The sequence below is a fragment of the Leeia oryzae DSM 17879 genome (genome assembly GCF_000376945.1).
GTDB lineage: Bacteria > Pseudomonadota > Gammaproteobacteria > Burkholderiales > Leeiaceae > Leeia > Leeia oryzae.
Genome location: NZ_AQXU01000025.1, coordinates 624,731 through 639,636 on the forward strand (window position 1 = coordinate 624,731; position 14,906 = coordinate 639,636).

The window sequence follows — 14,906 nt, forward strand, 5'->3', positions numbered from 1 at the left end:
AAGACAAATATCCGTTAATAGGTATCAAACAGGCTCTGCAGGCCGCTACGCGTCAACCCTTTGGCCAGCCCCAGCATCAGCAGCAGCCGGGCTTGTGGGGGTGTGTGATTATCACAGCTGACCAATCCTAATACATCGTCCTCATAGGTGCGGTTATGCACCACCGTCCCGTTGGGTACGCGGCTGGCGCGCGCCACCACCACCCCGCGGGCAATCAAACCGGATACGGCTTCAAGCCAGTCCGGGCGGAGATTACCGTTACCCAAGCCTGCCAGCACCAGCCCTTTAACCCCTTCAGCCGCGGCAAAAATCAGTGCTGCCGGCATGTCGGCATAGGCATACAGCAGCCCCACCTGCGGCAATTCAGCAGAAGAAGGCATCAAGCCGCCATGCTGACGCGCTGGTTGCTGGTAATAAAAGACATCCGCACCGGCAATCATCCCCAAGCGGCCATAGCGGTCTGCATCAAAAGCGGCGGGTACTGCATCCCGCTTTTGCAAACCACGCGCAGACAGAATGGCATCGCCAAACACCACCAGCACCCCGCGAGACCGGCTGGCTTTTTGGGCTGCGGCACTGACCGCATGGTAAAGGTTCATCGGGCCATCAGCAGACAGCGCGGTAGCTGGCCGCATGGCACCCGTCAACACCACCGGTTTGTCAGAAGACACCGTCAAGTGCAGATACCATGCGGTTTCTTCCATGGTATCAGTACCGTGCAAGATCACCACACCATCCACGGTGTCATCATCCAGCAATTGTTGTACGCGGCAAGACAGCTGTTGCCAGTGCGCGGCAGTGATATGAGCACTGTCTATGGCATACAGCTGTTCAGCCTGCAAGGTTGCCAGGGCATCCAGCCCCGGCACGGCAGACAATAGTGCTGACACATCCAGTGCCCCAGGCTGGTATCGTACCGCCTCGTTGGCATTGGCGGCCTGACCGGCAATGGTTCCACCCGTGGCAATCAGGGCGATGGTAGGTAAAGACATGCGTTAATCCTCCAGAGGGGCGTCTGCAGGGCGCACCAGGGTGTAGATACTGTCGCGCATGCGCCAGAGCATCCACAAACCCGGTACGGCCATGACAGCAGAGAAGACAAAGAACGATGGCCAGCCAATCGACTCGGACAACACGCCAGACATGGGGCCAACCCACACCCGGCCAATGGCCGAAAATGCCGATAGCAGCGCATATTGTGTTGCACTAAAACGCTGGTTGCACAGCGCCATCAGGAAAGCCACAAAGGCAGCCGTTCCCATACCGCTGGTGATGTTTTCAAACGCCACCACCCCCAGCAGCAAATTATCTACCGGCGATGCTTCTTTGAGCGATACCACCACCCAATCAAAAGCCGGCAAGGTAAACGTCCCCCACGCACCCTTGCCCATGACCGCCAGCAGATAAAATCCAAAATTCGACACCAGTTGCAACACGCCAAACAGCATCAGCGACCGGTACAGCCCCAGCCGCAGCATCAAGGCACCACCCAGCAACGCCCCGCCAATGGTCATCCAGATACCAATCACCTTATTGACCACCCCCACTTCTGCCTGGGCGAAGTTCATCCCCTTGATCAGGAACGGCGTGGTCAGGGAACCGGCAAATGCATCCCCCAGTTTGTAGAGAATGATGAAGCCCAGGAACGCCAGTGCCCCCTGCTGGCTAAAATAGCTGCCCAGCGAGGTATTCAGGGTTTCAAACCGGGCCAGTTTGGCCACCCACCACGCCAGCGGTACGGTAATTGCAACCCCTAGCAGCAAGGTCAGCAAATCCGCCCATTTCTTTTTCGGATCATCCGGCTTTTTCGGCGCGTCTTTCTTTGGCAGGTCTTTTTTGTCGATACAAATCGGACCGGCTTTTGCCGTACCGGTCGCCAAGACGGGCTTGTCAGCCACTTTTGCCGGTAGCACGGCCGGGGTTGCAGCCGGCGTCACCGGCGCGACAGTGACCACGGGCGCAGAAAACAAGGGAGACAGCACCGCGTCAGACAGGGGAGCCACAACACGGTTGGTGAGTTGGTACCCGGCGAATACCGCCAGCGCCACAGCCACAAAACCGATCAAGTCACGACGGGCATCAGATGTCGGGGCCGTCAGGTGCGCTGGTACGCTCGGGATCAGCAGCAAAGAACATACTGCCGCCCCCACCATGATCGCCGCCATCACCGAATAGACATGACCCCACCCCCAGCCGAACCCCTGCACCGGATCTGCCCAGATCAGGGCAATCCCGCCGGACAAAATCATGGCCAGGCGGTAGCCAAACACCCCAAAAGACGATCCCAGCCCGCGCTCGCTATCTTCCAGTACGTCGGTACGGTACGCATCAATCACCACGTCTTGCGACGCTGACAAGAAAGCCACCAGCAAGGCCAGCAGGGCAAACGCATGGGTATCCGCCTTGGGCGAGCTACCTGACATCCAGAACAATACCGCCGCCAGCCCCAGTTGCGTCAGCACCAGCCAGCCGCGACGCCTTCCCAGGAACGGCAGTTCAAACCGGTCCATCAAAGGCGCCCACAAGAACTTGAACGTGTAAGGCAAACCCACCAGACTAAAAAAGCCGATCGTCGCAATATCGACGCAATCTACCGTGAGCCAGGCCTGCATGGCCTGTCCGCTCAATGCCAGGGGCAAGCCGGACGCGAACCCCAGCAACAGGATAGCCAGATACCGATGGACAGATTGCAAAGAATGACGACGCATCATGAACAGAAACCTTTATCTTTAACAAAGCACATTCGCACTACCATTGGCACCAGTGGCATCAGCTGCCCAACACCCAGTCATAATCCACGATCAGCGGTGCATGGTCAGAAAACTTGATCTCTTTGTAGATACTGCTGCTAGTCGCCAGTTTGCCAATGGCAGGCGTGGCCAGCTGGTAGTCAATACGCCAGCCCACATCCTTGGCATAAGCCTGCCCGCGGTTGGACCACCAGGTATACCCCGGTACATCCGGATACAAGGTACGCCAGGTATCCACCCACCCCAGTTCATTTTGAACCTTGGTCATCCAGGCGCGTTCTTCCGGCAGGAAACCCGAGTTTTTCAGATTGCCTTTCCAGTTCTTCAAGTCGATTTCATGGTGGGCAATATTCCAATCACCACAGATAATCACTTCGCGCCCTTCATTCATCAAACGTTCCAGCGTCGGCCAGAAGCGATCCATGAAGTCAAACTTTACCGCCTGCCGCTCTTCCGAGCTGGAGCCGGATGGCAAATACAGAGAGATGACCGACAACTTGCCAATATCCACCTGCAAATACCGGCCTTCCGCATCAAAGTCAGGGATGCCCAAACCGGTAATCACCTGGTCGGGCTGCTGGCGGCTATAAATACCCACGCCGCTATACCCCTTTTTCTCGGCGTAATGGAAAAATCCATGGTAGCCATCTGGTGCCAGAAACGCCGGTGTCATGTCTGCTGCCTGCGCCTTCAGCTCTTGCAGACAGACCACATCCGCACCTGATCCTTGCATCCAGTCCAGAAACCCTTTGCTGGTTGCAGAGCGGATACCGTTCAAATTGGCAGAAACAATACGCATGGATTCGCTTTCCCGTTACAAAACTTCTATACTTGACCCTGTCACGCTGTCTTTATACCCATTCTGCATGCGCGCTACGCCGTTCGCAGTCATGGGTTGTCCGGGTTTGCAGGGTTCGCTTCAAAAGCACCCCGATCAAAAACACCAGACACCAGCACTTCATCAAAACATCAGATGGTAAAACGGATGAGTAACTTTCGCACGGACTTTATTGAATTTGCAGTTGAACGCGGTGTACTGGGCTTTGGCGAGTTCGTCACCAAAGCCGGGCGCCTGTCCCCGTATTTCTTCAATGCCGGCTTGTTTAACGATGGCGATAGCCTGAGACGTCTGGGCCAGTTTTATGCCACAGCCATCCTGGATTCCGGCATTCAGTTCGACATGCTGTTCGGGCCAGCCTACAAAGGCATCCCGCTGGCCGCCAGCATTGCCATCGCCCTGGCCGAAAAAGGTCACAATGTGCCGTTCGCGTTTAACCGCAAAGAAGCCAAAGATCACGGCGAAGGCGGCACACTGGTGGGCGCACCGCTCAAAGGCAACGTCATCATCGTGGACGATGTGATCTCTGCCGGCACGTCGGTACGTGAATCCGTTACCCTGATCCGCCAAGCCGGTGCGACGCCAGCAGGGGTTGCCATTGCGCTCGACCGCATGGAAAAAGGTCAGGGAGAGCTCTCTGCCGTACAGGAAGTCGAGCAGCAACATGGCCTGTCCGTGATTTCGATTGCAAAACTGGATAACCTGTTCGAATTCTTGACCGATCGCAAAGACCTGGCACAGCACTTGCCTAAAATCACCGCATACAGAAAACAATATGGGGTTGTCACGAATGCATCCGGTATCTAAATGCTTGTTACTTTCGGCCTTGCTATTGCTATCCGGCATGGCAAGGGCAGAACTATACCGCTGGGTCGATGAAAACGGCCGGGTTCAGTATAGCGACAAATACCCGGGGAGCACTCGCTCTGGTACCGCGGTACTTAACAAGCAAGGGGCCGTCATCAGCAAGACAGACGGCTACCTGACGCCGGAACAACGCAAGCAAAAAGAACTGGAAGCCAGCCAGCAACGGGCTGCACAACAGAAAAAGCAGGAAGCCACGCTACACGACAAAGCACTGGTTTCCAGCTTTAACTCCACTGCCGATATCGACCGCAAACGCGACCGCGACCTGCAACCGGTTCAGGGCGATATCAACGCCTTGCGCGCCAGTATCAAATCCGCCAAAGTGCGTTCAGACACTTACCTTCGTCAAAGCGATCAGTTCAAAAAGGCCAAAAAGCCCGTCCCGCAAGACCTGCAGCAAGATATTCTGGACTCTCAGAAAGAACAGCAAAACCTGAACCAGCTTCTGGCACAAAAACTCAAGGATCAGGCACGTATCCGTCAAGACGCAGAGGACGATAAAAAGCGCTTTCTTGAACTGACACAGCCCAAAGCAAGCAATTAACGCCCACACTACCCCAGTAGCCAGAGTTTTACCCCCCAAAGCATGAGCAGATGCAGGGGGTAAAAACCATAAAAGAACAGTTTGGCGCTTGGCAAAGACACATCACGCTTCAGATTGGCAGCAAACCATAGTACCGGGAACACCATCAGAGCCCAGGCATTGCCATTGACCCACTGAAGCGTTGCCACCGCGCCAATCAGCAAGCCAATGTTGGCAAAAGATGGTTCGCGAAAGAAGATTGTGCCTGCATAGATGATGAGCAGCACAACCCAGCCATATTCAATAAAATACCCCCCCGCCAGACACAAGCCTACAGCAGCCAGTTGACCAATGGCTAGCCCACATCGCCACCAATACATGCCGAGAACCGCCACAAAAAAGCTCAGCAAAATATTCAGCGGCAAAACACCATTCAGATAAGGACCAGTTCGTCCCAAACCGATATACACAGGGCACGCCAGCAGTCCAAATACCAGCAGCCGCTTTAATAAGGCCTGCATCCGCTCAAGTGGCAGTGCATGCATACGGGCAAGATGATGTGCTAGTACCAAGGCAAACAATGGCATCGATACTCGCCCGACCGCAAAGATGACGGGATATTGCCAGTTAAACAGATACTTGTTGATATGGTCTGCCACCATCAAGACCAGTGCCAGCCACTTCATCAACCGCAATCCCGCATCCGTGATAGCCCATCCGGATTCCTGCCCCTTAATACGCACCCGCGTTTTTCTTTGCATCACCATTGACCCTTACCCTACAACATCCTGATCTTATATATCTGCATCCCTCCTTCGCTGCGTCACATGGCAGACCAAACAAATTTATGACAAAGGATTGATATGACAAATGGATTGTATTAGAATCGCCAGCCTTAATGCAAAATAAATATTACATATGCATAAAGGGAAAATATGCACTACCGAATATTGCTTGTTACCGCGCTGAGTTACTCCTTGGCCGGTTGTTCCGCCACACCCCCCAATTATGGCGGCAACTGGGCCCCCGTTAACGAGTATGCGAAAGACATCCAGGAAATTCCGTTAACGCATCCATATCGCTATTACGCATTACCTATCGACAAAACCCTGAAGAACCTGCTGGGCCGATGGGCGATGGATACCGGCACCACACTGTCTTATCAGCACACGTCAGATTTCAGTCTGAACAAGCAGGCAGGTGAAATCCGTACGGCAACACTGGCGGAAGCACTGGCTGCCTTGCAGGCCATTTACCGTACTCAGGGCATCCGCATTGAGCAGACAGCAAACAACACCATTTCTGTCACTACTACTTCGGACAGCAAGCCTTCAATGCCATGAAATTACATAACAAGCACGACACCACACACATCCGCAAACTGGTAAAAGATGCCAGAAATTTTGAAATCACCTTGTCTGACACCATCCAGAAAAGTGAGCAACGCGCATGGATAGTTGCTGGCGCAGCCTCCGGACTTGCCGTAATACTGGCCATGGGTTACATGTTTGTGTTGCCGCTAAAAGAGAAGATCCCCTATCTGGTGATGGCCGACCCCTTTACCGGTAGCAGCAGCATTGCCAGATTGAACGATGATTTCCACAATGCCAGCATCACTAGCAGCGAAGCCATTAACAAAAGTAATGTGGCCCGTTTTGTGACCGCCAGAGAATCATACGACTGGGATCTGATCGGCAGAAGAGACTGGAATATCGTCAATGCCATGTCGGCATCCAGTGTTGCATCCGAGTATATCGCCCTGTTTAACAGCAATAATCCGCTGAACCCTGACACCATTTACGGACAAAGCAAATCACTGCGCATACGCATCAAAACCATCATCCTGAAAGGGGCAGAAAGCGGGAAACCACCGACCTCTGCAGAGGTACGTTTTGATCGTTTGGTCATCAACAAGCAAGCCGCCCGCATTGAGTCTGCGGACAGCAAAATTGCCAGCATTGCCTTCGAGTACAGTAATAATCTGAAAATGAAAGAAGAGCTCAGGGTAGAAAACCCACTCGGCTTCAGGGTAACTTCCTACCGGGTAGACCCGGATAGCACCAGCATCAATGTCAGCGCATTGCAATTAGCTCCGACACCGCCGCAAACCCAGCCAGCCGCAACACCCGTGACTTCGGCAACCGTCAATGCACCCGCCATGCCTGGGGTGACGCCATGATGCGCCAGTATGGCCGTTACCGGCATTCACTGTGCTTCCTGGCAAGCGGCGTCTTTATCATGGGGCATGCAGCCGCAGAGCCCGTTGTTACCTACACCTACCAGCCTGATCAGGTGTATGCCATCAATGCCGGGCTTGGAATTGCGACACAAATCGAACTCGATGCCAAAGACGAGATCAAGGACTTTGGTTCCGGCTTTTCGACAGGCTGGGAGATGGTCCGCCGCGACAATGTTATCTACCTTAAACCCAAAGACCTTCAGTCTGATACCAATATGTACGTGCGTACCAGCAAACGGGTGTACCTGTTTGATTTGCGCATTGTCAGCAAAAGCTGGAAAAGTCTGGCCGCCGCCAAAAAAGATGGCGTGAATTACAAAATCCGCTTTGATTACCCGGATGCACCGCTTCAACAAGAGACAACAGCATCCTCCCACGTCGTTACTGACGCCAATCGGGCTGAAGCTAGCACTCGCATTTCCGGGCTGCGTAACTACAACACGCATTATGAATTTTCAGCAGGCAAATCCGCTGCATGGATGGTGCCCGTCAAGGTATATGACGACCAGCATTTCACCTATATCCAAATGCCTGCACTCACCGAGTTCCCGAGCGTATTCGCCCGAGAACAAGACAACACCACCGAACACCTTATCAATACCAGTGTGCAAAACAACACCATCATCATTCATGGCACCTATCCGTATCTGGTATTGCGCCATGGCAAAGATGTCGTAGGTCTTCGCAGGAACTGACATGAATTACCAACACCCACATGACGAAGCCCACCCTGCCATGCCAGAACTACCGTCAGAACCATCCATCGCACTACCCGACCTGGATAAGAATATTCCCAGACTGGATTCCGGCATGTCACGGCGGCTCAACAAAAAAGCCATGCTGTTTCTGGGGGTAATCGGCATCATTGGCCTTACCTTGGCAGTTTCCATGTTCAAAAGCATTGGCAAAAAAGCCCCTAAAGTGATCGAGCAAGAGGCGCAAAAGCAGGATCTGGTCATACCAGAGCGCCCTCTGCCGCAAGGGGTTAAGCTGCCTGCCATACCGGACCTTGAAGCAGGCACCAATCTGCCAGCCCCCTCATCAATAGCGGCCACCTCTGGCAAAGAACAACCATCAATTGATATTGAAAATGCTGCGCTACCCGCGATTCCCGTACTACCCGTCTCACACAACCCGGGTTTAAAGCAGCCAACAGCCCTGCCAGGCCGTGTCTTTGCGCACATGCCCACGCTGACCGAAAGACGCTTGGGCTCAGGCAGTCCGGTCGGGGTAACAAACAGCAATACAGCCCTGTCTGACAATTTGACCAGAACGCCCATGTCAGGCGACACAACCGCCCTGTTTGATCCAGCCATGCAACCGGTTGCACAGTCGGGTAATACTCAACGTGCTACACGCCTGAAAAATGCCGATACGTTATTGGTCAAAGGCAGCTATATCCGCTGCGTGCTGGAAAGCAAAATCATTTCTGATTTACAAGGGTTTACCGCGTGCGTGACCACAGAACCCGTCTATTCCGTCAACGGCAAAACACAGCTTATCCCCAGAGGCTCCAAGATTCTTGGCCAGTACGGGGGCGGTTCCGACAAATCCTACGACCGACTTGCCGTCATCTGGGACCGGGTTATTACACCAACGGGGTTGGACATCCATTTGACCAGCCCAGGGATAGACAATCTGGGCGGTGCGGGCCACCCCGGCGACTATGACGCCCACTGGGGAGCCCGCCTTGGCGCGGCCATCATGGTGAGCATGATTGGAGACGTGTTCAACTACCAGGCCATTGTTCATGGCCCGAAAATACAAAAATCCTATGTAGACACCTCTACGGGCAAAGTGACCGTCACCGAAGAACCGTTTGACAGCAAGACCGTAGAAACCCTGTCCAAGATTCCGGAAAAAGTCTTGGCGCAAACCATCAATCGCGCTCCCACCATTACCATCCACCAGGGTGAGCTTCTCAATATCTATACCGCGCAAGATATTGATTTTACGTCAGTGCTGGAAGAATGATGGCAACCGACACGCTTTCCAAAGTCTCGTCAGACTTTCTCAACTACCAGTATCAGGTATTAGGAATTTCAGAATACCTGAACAACCCGGACGTTACCGAAATCTGCATTAACCGTCCCGGAGAACTGTATCTGGAAACACGCGATGGCTGGAAAAAGGTTCGCGCGGAGCAGCTTACGTTTGACCGGGCCCGGCACTTTTGCACAGCGGTGGTCAATGAAAGCAAAACCGGCCAGCGTATTACGGAAACAGACCCGGTGGTATCCCTGACGTTTCCGACCGGGCAACGGGCACAGTTTGTCATCCCGCCCGCCTGTGATGCGGGCAAGGTCTCCATCACCATCCGTCTGCCGGCCAAGCATAACCGCTCCCTGGCGCAGTACAAAAAAGATGGTTTTTTCGACCAGATACTGGACAGTTCCACGACTGTCTCCAGCCATGACCGGGAGCTACTGGAACTCAAAGAGCTCAAGCGATATGCAGAATTCTTCAGCCAGGCGGTCCTCTACAAAAAGAATATTGTGGTTGCTGGCGCTACCGGCAGTGGCAAAACTACCTTCATGAAATCGCTCGTGGAGCATATCCCGCATGAAGAACGGCTGGTCACCATTGAAGATGCCCGGGAGTTGTTCATTCCCCACCCTAACGTTGTGCATCTGCTGTATTCAAAAGGCGGACAAAGCACTACCAGCGTCACAGCCAAAAGCTGCATGGAAGCCTGCCTGCGCATGAAGCCGGATCGCATCATCCTTGCAGAGTTGCGTGGCGATGAATCCTTCTATTTTGTCCGTAACTGTGCCTCCGGGCACCCGGGTTCGATTACCAGTTGCCATGCCGGCAGCACTTCGCAAGCCTGGGATCAGCTTGCCCTGATGATCAAGGCCTCGCCCGAAGGTGCCGGGCTGGAATTTGAAGTCATCAAGCGCTTGCTGATGCTCACCATCGACATGGTGGTACATATCGCGTCGCATGGTGGCAAGCGCTATATCACCGGTATCGACTATGACCCGGAAAAACGCTTGCGCATGACCCAGTAATCTACTCCTCAATTCAGGTACCTACCCATGAAAAGACATATTTACGCTTTCCTTAGTCTGGCGACCCTGCTCTTGACGCTGACCTTTCCGTGCATCAGCCATGCCGACTATCAGGACGCCAATAGCGGCTGCAGGCTGGTCCTGTGCCTTGCCAACCCGAATGGGCCAACGTCAGTCGCCGAATGCCGGCCGGATATCAATGAGCTGTATCACCAGTTGACGCAGGAAGACCCGTTTATCCCGTCCTGCGACAGTGCCAAAGCCAAAGGCACCTACTTCCAGATGCGTCAGGACCACTACGCCCTTTGTCCTGCCGGCACCATTGATTCCCGTACCAACGGCATGACGGGTCGCTATCTGCAAGCAGGTACCGGCACGATCTCCTTTAACGCGCCCGCAACCGGTTACTGGAATGCCTTTAACAAGGATGGTGATACCCCGCCTACCGCCCTTGCCTGCGTCAGCACCGAAAAACCCAAGGCGTATTCTGTTTGCAGTGACAAACTGCATGCCGGCAGTAGCTGGGGGAAATGTGAAGGCGGATACACCACGGTGTACCGATATCACCGCATCGTCTGGCAAGTCTTTCATCCGAATCCGCAAGTGGCCGATGTCTACATCGACAACCGGCTTTTCCAGCGTGCACGTCTGTATGAGCGCAGCAACGGTGATGTCGAAGCTCTGATTGAATGACAGACAAGGCGAGATTAAATGTTTGACTGCCCAAACCTGTCGGTCCCGATGGAGATCATGCAGCACGTTGTCCACGTGGAGTCCAGCCAGAACCCGTTTGCCATTGGCGTGGTGGGCGGACGACTGGCACGCCAACCCCGCAATCTGTCAGAGGCAGTGGCCACATCCGACATGCTGGCCGCCAAGGGTTACAACTTTTCGCTGGGCGTGGCGCAGGTCAACCGGTTTAACTTGCAGAAATACGGCTTAGCCTCGTTTGCCAAAGCCTTTGAACCCTGCCCCAACCTGCAGGCAGGCACAAGAATATTAAAGGATTGCTACGACCGTGCGGCCCAGGATTGGGGCAAAGCCTTCAGTTGTTACTACTCGGGTAATTTCATGACCGGTTTTCGGGAGGGTTACGTGCAAAAAATATATAACAGCATGCGTCAGCAGCCGCTTGCGCTGGCCGATGCCGGCACCACTGTCATACCGGTCATTCCCGCCAAGCCGGCCAAGCGCGCAGCAACGCCACGCACCGGCGCGACACTTCGGCCAACCGTACAAGAAACGGGCGCCTCGTCACCTAACGATGCCCGGGAGGCAAACATGCCGCCCAAAGACGAGAAATTTGTTTTTTGAAACAGCTGCATCACATGCAGCGCTAACGTTAGCAGCATCATTTTTAAACCTTGATCACAGGGAGTTCATTATGCAAACGCAACAAACCACCAAACATCGCTATCTGTCTTATGCCTCACTGCTCGCCGTCTTCATGACCATGCTCTCGCTGAACGCCTTTGCCGGAGCGGGTGGGGTCACCGGCTTGCAGGCTGACGTCAAAGGGTTCTTTGATGACATCAATGGCATCCTGACCGCCATTTCGGTCACGGTGGTGACCATTGCCTTCATTTTTGCTGGCTACCAGATTGCGTTTAATCACAAACGGGTGACCGATGTGATGCCAGTGATTCTGGGGGGAGTCGTGATTGGCGCAGCAGCCCAGTTTGCCAGCTGGTTCACCTCGTTTGACGGCAAATAAACCGCCCCGGGACACGCACCATGCAGAGACATACCCTGTTCAGAGGATGCACACGCCCCACCATGTTCATGGGTGTACCGTATATGCCATTTTTTATCGGTACCTCCATCTGTCTGGCGCTGGCGGCCTATATCAACATCCTGCTGATCGGATTACTGCCACCCGTCATTTTCGTCATGCGGCAAATTGCACGGCACGATGAGCAGATCTTCCATCTGTGGGGGCTGAAAATGCAATTTGCCCTGAAAGTCCGCAACAAGCATCTGCTCGAAGGGTTGTGGGTATTTAGTCCCAACCAGTACCGGGAGCGCCCACCCCGCAAATAGCGGGTGTGCTGCTGTGGTCCCTGCCGGGTCAAAAACCTGGGCCAGGGACCACAGCAGGCGTTGAAATGACGTGAATTGATATGTCTGGATAACGATTTTTCTTGTTACACGCTATTTGAGATGCCTGTTTGGCGTCTTGTATAAACCTTAACCACGAACGTAAAAACACCATGTTTACACCTGATGCCAGTATTCGAGAATTTGTCACACTCAGCGCCCATGTCAGCCCCTATGTGGTCAAGACAACCGGCGGCGACTATCTCATGACCTGGCATCTGGGCGGCTTGCCGTTTGTGGGCCGTGATGAATGGGATCTGGAACACAAGAACAATACCTTCAATCGGCTGCTGCAAGCCATGCGTGCCCCGGATTATGTCAACGTGGCCTTTTGGGTACATGACATACGTCGCCGGCGTACGGCGCAACTGCCTGGCCGGTTTGCAGAGCGGTTTAACCAGCAACTTAACGACAGTTACTACCAGAGCCTGTCCGGCCAGAAAATCATGCAGAACGAAATGTACCTGACCATGATTTACCGGCCCGTCGTCAATGGTAAACGGTTTGCAGAGAAAGCCAGCCGCATCGACATCCTGCAAAAGCAGCAGGATGGTGCTATCCGGCAAATCAGTGAACTGGGCACCAACCTGGAAGCCGTCCTGCGGGATTACGCCCCCTACCGGCTAGGGATGTATGAAGCGGCAAACGGGGTCATCTTTTCTGAAACCCTGGAGTTCTTTAGCTATTTGCTGAACCGCTGTGATGACCCGGTCCCCGTCCTGAAAGCCCCGGTCTGCGACTACCTGCCCACCAGCCGCCACTTGTTTAGCAACAAGACCGGCGATTTTGTCATCCGCACGGCGGACGGAACCGACCACTTTGGTGCCATGCTCAATATCAAGGAATATGCCGACACCACCTGGCCCGGCATTCTTAATGGCTTGAAATATCTTGATTTTGAATACGTGATCACGCACAGCTTTAGCCCGCTGAGCAAATATGATGCCCTCAAGGCATTGGAGCGCACCAAAGGCATGATGATCTCGTCGGGCGACAAAGCTGTCAGCCAGATTACCGACCTGGATATCGCCATGGACCAGCTCAGCTCCGGCAACTTTGTGCTGGGGCAGTATCACTTTACGCTGGCCCTGTTTGGCGACTCCCAAGAGCAAGTCGCCTTAAACCTGCCGCTGGCCCGGGCCGAATTGTCGAATGCCGGCTTTGTCTCGGCCAAAGAAGACATTGCCATTGCCGCCAGTTTCTATGCCCAGCTGCCTGGTAACTGGAAATATCGCACCCGCCAAGCCAACGTCAGCTCGCTGAATTTTCTGGGGCTTTGCCCCTTGCACAATTTTGCATCCGGCAAAAAGCACAACAACCCGTGGGGGGACGCCGTCACCATCCTGCAAACCCTGAATGGTCAACCCTATTACTTCAATTTTCATGCTACCCACCCGGCAGAAAACTCGCTAGGCGAAAAAGCCATTGCCAACACCATGGTCATCGGTAAATCCGGGACCGGTAAAACCGCCCTGATCAACTTCCTGTTATCACAAGTACAGAAATACTCGCCCAAACCCACCATCTTTTTCTTTGACAAAGACCGGGGGGCAGAAATTTTTGTCCGTGCCTGCGGTGGCCGCTACATGGCACTGGATAACGGCATGCCCACCGGCTTTAACCCGCTGCAGTGCGAGCCTACAGAAGCCAATGTCCAGTTCCTGTCCGACCTGCTCAAACTGCTGTGCGGCAAAAGCCGCTACACCCCGGGCGAAGAAGAAGACATCCTGCGGGCCATCCGGGCCATTCTGGATACCCCGCCCCATCTGAGAAGCATGACCAACTTGCAGATGAGCCTGCCTAACCTGGGGGATGACAGCCTGTTTGCCCGGCTGCGCAAATGGACCGCGCAAGGGGCATTGGGCTGGGTATTTGACAACCCGGTAGACACCATCTCCTTTGAAGGTGCCAACATCATCGGCTTTGATTACACCGAAATGATCGACAACCCGGAAGTACGTAACCCGGTGATTAGTTATCTGTTGCACCGGCTGGAAGAGCTGATCGACGGACGGCCGCTCATCTATGTTATGGACGAATTCTGGAAAATCCTGGACGGCGAAGGCGGCCTGAAAGAGTTTGCCAAAAACAAACAAAAGACCATCCGTAAACAGAACGGCCTGGGCATTTTTGCGACGCAATCGCCTGAAGATGCGTTAAAGAGTGACATTGCAGCAGCGCTGATCGAACAGACCGCCACCATGATTCTGCTGCCCAACCCGAATGCAGACAGAAACGACTACGTGCATGGGCTGAAACTGACCGAGGCAGAATATCAGGTGGTCACCAGCCTGGACGAACGGAGCCGGTGTTTCCTGGTCAAGCAGGGACATCAGTCCGCCATCTGCCAGTTAAACCTGCGTGGCATGGACGATGCACTGGCCGTTATCTCCGCCAGTACAGACAACATCGACATCATGCAAAACCTCATTGCCGAGCACGTTAAAAATGCCCAGCAAGCGCCTGAACCGGATGAATGGCTACCCGCATTTTTTGCCCGCCGCAAAGGTGCCGGCAAGGACCACACGCACAGCACCACACCCGCAACACGGGCAGACGCCTAAATACATCTCGCAAGGAA

16 protein-coding genes are annotated in these 14,906 nt (G+C 54.0%); 12 read left to right on the plus strand and 4 right to left on the minus strand.

Annotation, left to right across the window (positions count from 1 at the left end; genetic code table 11):
* Window positions 1–14 precede the first annotated feature (14 nt).
* From F552_RS0116415 to F552_RS0116425, 3 genes are read right to left on the minus strand one after another with little or no spacing between them, the layout of a single operon-like run.
* Window positions 15–992 carry an asparaginase gene (locus F552_RS0116415; RefSeq protein ID WP_018152859.1) on the minus strand — a complete coding sequence of 326 codons (978 nt, stop codon included), beginning with the start codon at window positions 990–992 and terminating at the stop codon, window positions 15–17.
* 3 nt (window positions 993–995) lie between these two features.
* On the minus strand, window positions 996–2,711 hold the full coding sequence (locus F552_RS0116420) for an AmpG family muropeptide MFS transporter (RefSeq protein WP_018152860.1): 1,716 nt from the start codon (window positions 2,709–2,711) through the stop codon (window positions 996–998).
* 58 nt (window positions 2,712–2,769) lie between these two features.
* Window positions 2,770–3,549, minus strand: coding sequence for an exodeoxyribonuclease III (locus F552_RS0116425; protein ID WP_018152861.1), 780 nt, complete (start codon window positions 3,547–3,549; stop codon window positions 2,770–2,772).
* Window positions 3,550–3,735: 186 nt separating this feature from the next.
* On the opposite strand from F552_RS0116425, the gene pyrE reads away from it, so the two are divergent.
* Window positions 3,736–4,395 (plus strand): orotate phosphoribosyltransferase, encoded by a 660-nt coding sequence (gene pyrE / locus F552_RS0116430; protein ID WP_026182827.1) that lies wholly within the window; start codon window positions 3,736–3,738, stop codon window positions 4,393–4,395.
* Window positions 4,379–4,999, plus strand: coding sequence for a DUF4124 domain-containing protein (locus F552_RS20200; protein ID WP_281168694.1), 621 nt, complete (start codon window positions 4,379–4,381; stop codon window positions 4,997–4,999). The genes pyrE and F552_RS20200 overlap by 17 nt, the downstream gene beginning before the upstream one ends.
* Window positions 5,000–5,007: 8 nt before the next feature.
* Here the strand turns inward: F552_RS20200 and F552_RS0116440 are convergent, their stop codons facing one another.
* On the minus strand, window positions 5,008–5,739 hold the full coding sequence (locus F552_RS0116440) for a TraX family protein (protein ID WP_169333612.1): 732 nt from the start codon (window positions 5,737–5,739) through the stop codon (window positions 5,008–5,010).
* Window positions 5,740–5,913: 174 nt separating this feature from the next.
* Here F552_RS0116440 and F552_RS19670 point away from each other — a divergent pair, with 174 nt between their 5' ends.
* The 10 genes from F552_RS19670 to F552_RS0116490 all read left to right on the plus strand — a co-directional run bounded on the left by F552_RS19670 (window position 5,914) and on the right by F552_RS0116490 (window position 14,889).
* The gene (locus tag F552_RS19670; protein WP_018152865.1) at window positions 5,914–6,321 is read left to right on the plus strand and encodes a hypothetical protein; all 408 of its coding nucleotides are present in this window, start codon (window positions 5,914–5,916) and stop codon (window positions 6,319–6,321) included.
* The gene (locus tag F552_RS0116450; RefSeq protein WP_018152866.1) at window positions 6,318–7,157 is read left to right on the plus strand and encodes a VirB8 family type IV secretion system protein; all 840 of its coding nucleotides are present in this window, start codon (window positions 6,318–6,320) and stop codon (window positions 7,155–7,157) included. Before F552_RS19670 ends, F552_RS0116450 begins: the two co-directional genes overlap by 4 nt.
* The gene (locus tag F552_RS0116455; protein ID WP_018152867.1) at window positions 7,154–7,912 is read left to right on the plus strand and encodes a TrbG/VirB9 family P-type conjugative transfer protein; all 759 of its coding nucleotides are present in this window, start codon (window positions 7,154–7,156) and stop codon (window positions 7,910–7,912) included. Before F552_RS0116450 ends, F552_RS0116455 begins: the two co-directional genes overlap by 4 nt.
* A gap of 1 nt (window position 7,913) precedes the next feature.
* A complete protein-coding gene (locus F552_RS0116460; RefSeq protein WP_018152868.1) occupies window positions 7,914–9,191 on the plus strand; it encodes a TrbI/VirB10 family protein in 1,278 nt (425 codons plus the stop codon).
* Entirely contained in the window at window positions 9,188–10,228 is a 1,041-nt protein-coding gene (virB11, locus tag F552_RS0116465) for a P-type DNA transfer ATPase VirB11 (protein WP_018152869.1), read from the plus strand. Before F552_RS0116460 ends, virB11 begins: the two co-directional genes overlap by 4 nt.
* Window positions 10,229–10,255: 27 nt before the next feature.
* Entirely contained in the window at window positions 10,256–10,921 is a 666-nt protein-coding gene (locus F552_RS0116470) for a hypothetical protein (RefSeq protein ID WP_018152870.1), read from the plus strand.
* Window positions 10,922–10,939: 18 nt separating this feature from the next.
* On the plus strand, window positions 10,940–11,542 hold the full coding sequence (locus tag F552_RS0116475) for a lytic transglycosylase domain-containing protein (protein ID WP_018152871.1): 603 nt from the start codon (window positions 10,940–10,942) through the stop codon (window positions 11,540–11,542).
* Between the two features lie 70 nt (window positions 11,543–11,612).
* Window positions 11,613–11,942: a TrbC/VirB2 family protein gene (locus F552_RS19675; RefSeq protein WP_018152872.1), complete on the plus strand. Its 330-nt coding sequence runs from the start codon at window positions 11,613–11,615 to the stop codon at window positions 11,940–11,942.
* Window positions 11,943–11,962: 20 nt separating this feature from the next.
* Window positions 11,963–12,268, plus strand: coding sequence for a VirB3 family type IV secretion system protein (locus tag F552_RS0116485; RefSeq protein ID WP_033375691.1), 306 nt, complete (start codon window positions 11,963–11,965; stop codon window positions 12,266–12,268).
* A 170-nt stretch (window positions 12,269–12,438) separates the two neighbouring features.
* Entirely contained in the window at window positions 12,439–14,889 is a 2,451-nt protein-coding gene (locus F552_RS0116490; RefSeq protein ID WP_018152874.1) for a VirB4 family type IV secretion/conjugal transfer ATPase, read from the plus strand.
* Window positions 14,890–14,906 lie beyond the last annotated feature (17 nt).

What these genes read in the sequence shown, in the direction of transcription:
- F552_RS19675 (WP_018152872.1), top strand. Translation starts at nt 11,613, where the DNA reads ATGCAAACGCAACAAACCACCAAACATCGCTATCTGTCTTATGCCTCA.
- F552_RS0116475 (WP_018152871.1), top strand. Translation starts at nt 10,940, where the DNA reads ATGTTTGACTGCCCAAACCTGTCGGTCCCGATGGAGATCATGCAGCAC.
- pyrE (WP_026182827.1), top strand. Translation starts at nt 3,736, where the DNA reads ATGAGTAACTTTCGCACGGACTTTATTGAATTTGCAGTTGAACGCGGT.
- F552_RS0116440 (WP_169333612.1), bottom strand. Translation starts at nt 5,739, where the DNA reads ATGCAAAGAAAAACGCGGGTGCGTATTAAGGGGCAGGAATCCGGATGG.
- virB11 (WP_018152869.1), top strand. Translation starts at nt 9,188, where the DNA reads ATGATGGCAACCGACACGCTTTCCAAAGTCTCGTCAGACTTTCTCAAC.
- F552_RS0116420 (WP_018152860.1), bottom strand. Translation starts at nt 2,711, where the DNA reads ATGATGCGTCGTCATTCTTTGCAATCTGTCCATCGGTATCTGGCTATC.
- F552_RS0116415 (WP_018152859.1), bottom strand. Translation starts at nt 992, where the DNA reads ATGTCTTTACCTACCATCGCCCTGATTGCCACGGGTGGAACCATTGCC.
- F552_RS0116455 (WP_018152867.1), top strand. Translation starts at nt 7,154, where the DNA reads ATGATGCGCCAGTATGGCCGTTACCGGCATTCACTGTGCTTCCTGGCA.
- F552_RS0116450 (WP_018152866.1), top strand. Translation starts at nt 6,318, where the DNA reads ATGAAATTACATAACAAGCACGACACCACACACATCCGCAAACTGGTA.
- F552_RS0116485 (WP_033375691.1), top strand. Translation starts at nt 11,963, where the DNA reads ATGCAGAGACATACCCTGTTCAGAGGATGCACACGCCCCACCATGTTC.
- F552_RS0116470 (WP_018152870.1), top strand. Translation starts at nt 10,256, where the DNA reads ATGAAAAGACATATTTACGCTTTCCTTAGTCTGGCGACCCTGCTCTTG.
- F552_RS0116490 (WP_018152874.1), top strand. Translation starts at nt 12,439, where the DNA reads ATGTTTACACCTGATGCCAGTATTCGAGAATTTGTCACACTCAGCGCC.
- F552_RS20200 (WP_281168694.1), top strand. Translation starts at nt 4,379, where the DNA reads ATGCATCCGGTATCTAAATGCTTGTTACTTTCGGCCTTGCTATTGCTA.
- F552_RS0116425 (WP_018152861.1), bottom strand. Translation starts at nt 3,549, where the DNA reads ATGCGTATTGTTTCTGCCAATTTGAACGGTATCCGCTCTGCAACCAGC.
- F552_RS0116460 (WP_018152868.1), top strand. Translation starts at nt 7,914, where the DNA reads ATGAATTACCAACACCCACATGACGAAGCCCACCCTGCCATGCCAGAA.
- F552_RS19670 (WP_018152865.1), top strand. Translation starts at nt 5,914, where the DNA reads ATGCACTACCGAATATTGCTTGTTACCGCGCTGAGTTACTCCTTGGCC.